This window comes from Micromonospora sp. LOL_015, from assembly GCF_048060275.1.
In the GTDB taxonomy this organism is placed as follows: Bacteria; Actinomycetota; Actinomycetes; order Mycobacteriales; family Micromonosporaceae; genus Micromonospora_E.
The window spans coordinates 1-4,917 of sequence record NZ_JBHMIO010000102.1 but is presented as its reverse complement, the minus strand read 5'-3'; the positions used below and the strand labels follow the sequence as shown (position 1 = coordinate 4,917).

The following is a 4,917-nucleotide window of genomic DNA, read 5'->3' as shown; positions in this document are numbered from 1 at the left end:
CCGGGCAGCGACACGCCGAAAGTCGTCACCCGCCCACGGCCGACTTTGATACACGCCCTAGATCCTCCTGCAGGGTGTGGACCTGGACGCCGGTGTCTTCCAGCACGTCGAGAAGGTGGTGCTGGACGACCGGGTGCGTGGAGAGGTGCGCGAGGCTGGGCGTGATCACGCGCCGGGCGTTGGAGCGGCAGGTCTCTTCGATCAGTGCGGTGAGGGCCGGGCGGTTCAGCGCGGTGTCGTACTCATGGAAGAGCCCCGCTAAGCAGTAGCCCTCCTGCTCGGCCCAGAACTTGAGGGCGAGTTCCATCTGCCGGATGTCGCCGTCGAGGGCGTCGAGGTCCACCCGCAGGTAGCCGTACATCAGCGGCTTCACCATGGGTTGCCCCCTTCGAGTCGAGCGGGACCGACGACATGTGCCTGCTCGGGCGACCCCTCGCCGGCTGCTGGGCGGTGCGGCACGCCCAGGTACTGAAGACGAGTAGAGCACTGCGTGTATCGATCTACAAGACTTCATTTACGGAACCCAGAAGTACGTCATCGAGAGCGCAGCATGCATTGCAAAACAGGCGTACGGGTGCTTTCATCTTGAGTGACAGGGTCGCCTCACCGTGAGGCGAGGAGCGGAGGATGAGACGTGGCGGAAGGAGCGACAGGGTCAACGGTGCCGAGACGGCAACTGGGTCGCTGCCTGCGTGATCTCCGGATGCAGGCCCGGTTCACGGTCAGAGCCGCCGCCTCCGCTCTGGAGTGGAGCGAAGCGAAGATCTGGCGGATCGAGACCGGGCAGACGTCCATGCGGTCACTCGACGTCGAGCAGATGTGCCGCGTCTACGGCGCGTTGGCCGAGACGACGACATCGCTCATGGCTCTCGCCAAGGAGACCAAGAGCAAGGGCTGGTGGCTGTCTTACGCAGACATAATCAACGAGGGCTTCGACGTTTACATCGGCCTGGAGGAGTCCTGCAGTCAGTTGCGGTGGTACGAAGCCGAGCTCGTGCCAGGACTACTGCAAACCGCGGACTACGCCCGCACGCTGATCGAGGCCGACAACCCCGGCACGGAGCCGCGCGAGATCGCCCGACGGGTTCAACTCCGAATCGCTCGGCAAACGCTGCTCACCAGACCGGTCGCGGCACCGGAGCTGAGGGTGGTGCTCAACGAGTCGATCCTCCGGCGGCCGGTGGGCGGGCGGGAGGTCATGAGCGCCCAGCTGGAACGGCTAATCGCCGTGAGCGAGATGCCGAACGTGGCACTCAGGGTGCTGCCGTTCGCGGTCGGGATGCACGCCGGCATCATGTCGGGTCCGTTTGTCGTGTTGGAGTTTCCCACCAACGGCAACGGCCAGGCGACGGAGCCGCCCACGGTCTACGTCGACAGGTTCACCGGTGCTCTGTTCCTGGACAAGCCGCATGAGATCGACCGGTACGAGGGAGCATTCAGCAACATCTGGGACGCCTCGCTGGATGAGCGGGCGTCGAGGCAGGCAATCAGGGACGCGATGAAGGAGATGGGCAAGTGATCACTGGCGACGTTTCAGCGGCTCGTTGGTTCACGTCGAGCCGGAGCAACGGACAGAACAACTGCGTCGAAGTGGCCGACAACCTTCCGGGACGGGTCCTGGTCCGGGACACCAAGAACCGCGACGGCGGCACCCTGGCCTTCGGCCCGTCCGCGTGGCGCTCGTTCATCGAGGTGGCGAAGCGCCACCACTGACGGCCTGACGGCTATCTCGGCGAGACAGCCGGAGAGCGCCGACCCTGCCTCGGTAGGGTCGGCGCTCCTGCATCGCGCGCCGGACGCGGTGAGTCAGGGCCGCCTGATCGCCGGCCGGGTTGGTCGGTTCGCTCTGCGCTGCGAAGGCTCCGTCATGACGTCCGTGAGCGCGGACCCTTCGCGGAGCTGTTTACGCAGCTCAAGTACTGTTCGAGAGTGGACGTCGGCGGCGTTTGGGCTGTCGTCGTGCTCTCTCCAGGCGGACCCTTCGCGGACCGCTCGCTCCGCCGCAGGTCAGGAGGGGTAAAATCGGTACCCTGTCACAGCTCTCTCGGGAGCTGCCCTTCATTGAGGCGGTGTGCATCGAGACTCGGTCTCTCTGGCACCTCACTGCCCAGGAGTGGACGTCGATCGGTGGAGATGATCCAGTGAGCAGCGCACCCACTTGGCGTACCAGCACCTACTCCGAAGCCGGCTCGTGCGTCGAGGTGGCCGACAACCTGCCCGGTCGGGTCCTGGTTCGGGACACCAAGGACCGTAGCGGCCCGATGCTGATCTTCGGCCCGTCCGCCTGGCGCTCCTTCGTCGAGCTCGCCAAGCAGCACCACTGATCCAACATCCCAGCAGCGGGCCGAGCTCCAGAGGCTCGGCTCCCCAAGTTGGCCGGTGCCTCCGCTGGTGTCAGTCCAGTTGGGTCACGACGTGGCCGTCGGCGGCGCGGCCGACGACGGCGGTGATGTCGGAGAGGTTCATCCCGTCGCGCTCACCCCCGTCGCGAGGAAGCCAGACCGCGTAAGCGCCGATCTGGCGATTTCGGGTGGCGGGGAGTTGGTGTACGGCGGCCGTGGCGGTCTGGCCGAACATGGTCACGGACACGCTGGTCACGGCACCGCGTACGGGCCCGACCAGGATGATCTCCCGCTGCTGCGGGTCAAGCGGTGCGGCGTATGGCATCGGCTTGGTGGGCAGCAGTGGCGGACCGAGTGTGTCCAACGCCTCCGGTGCCGGATCGCAGAAGACGAACTCGTTCTCCTTGCCCTCCATGCGCTTACCGTCGACGCGGGCGACGCGCACGCAGAACGCGTCTTCGGCGAGCCAGGCGGCGGTCTCCCAACCCGGTACGCGGGCATCCAACACCACGGGCTGTCCGACGGTCGGGGTAGGCGGGGGCGCCTCAGGTGCGGGAGCAGCGGCAGTGCAGCCCTGCGTGGCAAGTAGCCCGGCTACGACGGCCATGGTGATGGAGGGACGCATGCCGACAGTGTCGCCCTGCATGCCACGGCGATGGGCGTCGCCGGGGTGGGTTCCCAGCCAGACTGTTGTAGCCGGAAGCCGTCGAGGTGAGGCTTACGCACGTCAAAAGGCGAAGTTAAGGTATCTCAGCCTCACCTCGGCGCGGTTTTGAGTTGCCGGCGGCCCCGTCCGAGCCGTGGCCAGGGTCAATCAGGTCGTGAATCTCCCCGCCACCGTCGCGTAGCTCTTCGACCGCTTCGGCCAACCGCTGAGCATTGGCGAGGCTGGCCATCAGATATACCGTCTCTTCCAGCGATCCGTGCCCATGGCCCGAGCCGGTCACAGCGGCCTCGTGGCCAGGCAGTTCCTGCTTACCGGACTCGACGGCCTGCTCGCCACCGGATCGTTCGATGTGGGCCGCGCGAATGTCATGCCAGCGTCCGAAAATAGTCATTGCTGCCCTTGATTGGCTTCAGATCTTCGCCGCCTCCTTGGCGGCCATCCTTACTATGTTTCGATAGTCCTCTTCGGTCCAGCCCACGTTATCGAACTCGATCCAGATCAGCTTGTTCTCCGTGACCACAAGGAAGGCGGTCACCATCCCATCTATTTCTTGCCCCGGTGCCTTCGACTGGAATACCAAATCGTCATCATCCTGGATGAGTGGCGCGCACATCTTTGCGGCTCTCACGATCTCATTCGCATTGGTATCGATCACCCGCCCGGTTGCTACCATTTGCCGGATCTCCTGGATTACCGCCTCCTCTCCTGCTGGTACCGGCTGATGTCCTCTAATGGTGCCAAAATACAGTATGTCGGCGCCGTTTTCGGCAAGGATTGCGTTTGTGTGATTTGGATTCTTTGCTACCCAGGGAAATGGCCTGTCGCACTCTGGTTCATTCGCTGGACCTAGGCGGGAACATGCTTCTTGGTCAAGCGAGATCGAGTGATATCCGTGGCTTGCGCTCGTAGATTCTGGCCACACTTCTTCGACCTTCAAGAGGCCTTCCCTGGTTTCTGGTAGCTCTGATTCGCAAACTGTGGTTTCATTTGCAAATGAGGATTCCGAAGATCGTGGAGAAGCGTGTGACTCAGCTTCTGATGGCCGCCTTACTGCGCCGACATCGCAGGCCATCAGAAAGGCAATCGCGATGGCCGCCAGCGCTGCAACGTGAGGTTGTTTACGCACTGATTTCCTTTGTTCTTGCGGAAGGAGCTGAGGAGCGGTGTCGTCGACGCCGCTCCTCAGCTCCTGCTGATAGTGCCGGGACGTAAAGCTCAACAAGCTATCGCTTTAGCCTTGTATTCGAAGGAGCTGGAAGAGTATGAGGCTGAGCAGCTGGCGGCACCTTCCGCCGGGACTGCGAACGATACTGCACTTCCTGAAACCGTGCTGGCCGCAGTTCCGGTACTGTTGCATTTCCAGCCGGAGTAGTTGCCATTGAATTTTTTCTCGCCATGAAAGAACGCGTAGGCACCAGGTCCGACGGTGATTGTTACCGACTCACTCGTCTGCCTTGTCACAGACCCAGAAGCCGCCAATGTGACACCAACCGTTCCGCTAAATTCGGCCATCACAGTGGTGGCGCTTACGGTGGCGGACGACGTGTAGCTCACCGATGCGGTGATGCTGGCGACCTTCTCGACTGACCTGGTTTGGCTACCTGAGCCACCTGTCGGAATCGAGAAGTATTGGGCGTGCGTCACGGTGCGGGTCGAGGATGTTGACGTGAAACTTACGTCGTAAGAGTATGGACTGCATTCCGTCGGGACCAACTCGGTGTCGATGTCTGACGAATAGGCCTGGGTGGGACTGGATGGACCCGCTAATGCTGTGGCGGCTGTCAGTGTGAGGGCTGCTGAGAATGCGACCAACCTTTTGCCTGCTGACACGCTGCCTCCAGCTGGGTCACGGCCCCGGCGTTGTTCCTCTATGTCTGACTTGATCATTGTTTGTCAGATGTCGTAGAC

General features: G+C 62.7%; 8 protein-coding genes. 4 read left to right on the top strand and 4 right to left on the bottom strand.

Annotated features, from left to right (window positions below; translation table 11 throughout):
• Positions 1 to 25: 25 nt before the first annotated feature.
• A complete protein-coding gene (locus tag ACFHWU_RS28680) occupies positions 26 to 376 on the bottom strand; it encodes a recombinase family protein (protein ID WP_416592230.1) in 351 nt (116 codons plus the stop codon).
• 285 nt (positions 377 to 661) lie between these two features.
• Between ACFHWU_RS28680 and ACFHWU_RS28675 the strand changes: the two genes are divergently transcribed.
• From ACFHWU_RS28675 to ACFHWU_RS28665, 3 genes are all read left to right on the top strand, one after another.
• Positions 662 to 1,519, top strand: coding sequence for a helix-turn-helix domain-containing protein (locus tag ACFHWU_RS28675; protein ID WP_416592229.1), 858 nt, complete (start codon positions 662 to 664; stop codon positions 1,517 to 1,519).
• Complete coding sequence (locus ACFHWU_RS28670; RefSeq protein WP_281552639.1) at positions 1,516 to 1,713, top strand: DUF397 domain-containing protein; 198 nt, start codon at positions 1,516 to 1,518, stop codon at positions 1,711 to 1,713. Before ACFHWU_RS28675 ends, ACFHWU_RS28670 begins: the two co-directional genes overlap by 4 nt.
• 428 nt (positions 1,714 to 2,141) lie before the next feature.
• On the top strand, positions 2,142 to 2,324 hold the full coding sequence (locus ACFHWU_RS28665; RefSeq protein ID WP_416557633.1) for a DUF397 domain-containing protein: 183 nt from the start codon (positions 2,142 to 2,144) through the stop codon (positions 2,322 to 2,324).
• 70 nt (positions 2,325 to 2,394) lie between these two features.
• On the opposite strand, the gene ACFHWU_RS28660 is transcribed toward ACFHWU_RS28665, so the two are convergent.
• The 3 genes from ACFHWU_RS28660 to ACFHWU_RS28650 all read right to left on the bottom strand — a co-directional run bounded on the left by ACFHWU_RS28660 (position 2,395) and on the right by ACFHWU_RS28650 (position 4,135).
• Positions 2,395 to 2,967 carry a hypothetical protein gene (locus ACFHWU_RS28660; RefSeq protein WP_416592228.1) on the bottom strand — a complete coding sequence of 191 codons (573 nt, stop codon included), beginning with the start codon at positions 2,965 to 2,967 and terminating at the stop codon, positions 2,395 to 2,397.
• Positions 2,968 to 3,082: 115 nt separating this feature from the next.
• Complete coding sequence (locus tag ACFHWU_RS28655; protein WP_416556623.1) at positions 3,083 to 3,400, bottom strand: hypothetical protein; 318 nt, start codon at positions 3,398 to 3,400, stop codon at positions 3,083 to 3,085.
• An 18-nt stretch (positions 3,401 to 3,418) separates the two neighbouring features.
• Positions 3,419 to 4,135: a hypothetical protein gene (locus ACFHWU_RS28650; RefSeq protein ID WP_416568092.1), complete on the bottom strand. Its 717-nt coding sequence runs from the start codon at positions 4,133 to 4,135 to the stop codon at positions 3,419 to 3,421.
• Positions 4,136 to 4,150: 15 nt separating this feature from the next.
• Between ACFHWU_RS28650 and ACFHWU_RS28645 the strand changes: the two genes are divergently transcribed.
• Positions 4,151 to 4,381 carry a hypothetical protein gene (locus ACFHWU_RS28645; protein WP_416568093.1) on the top strand — a complete coding sequence of 77 codons (231 nt, stop codon included), beginning with the start codon at positions 4,151 to 4,153 and terminating at the stop codon, positions 4,379 to 4,381.
• Positions 4,382 to 4,917 lie beyond the last annotated feature (536 nt).

Coding starts and splice junctions, on each gene's coding strand:
- ACFHWU_RS28660 (WP_416592228.1), bottom strand. CDS start 2,967: ATGCGTCCCTCCATCACCATGGCCGTCGTAGCCGGGCTACTTGCCACG.
- ACFHWU_RS28655 (WP_416556623.1), bottom strand. CDS start 3,400: ATGACTATTTTCGGACGCTGGCATGACATTCGCGCGGCCCACATCGAA.
- ACFHWU_RS28680 (WP_416592230.1), bottom strand. CDS start 376: ATGGTGAAGCCGCTGATGTACGGCTACCTGCGGGTGGACCTCGACGCC.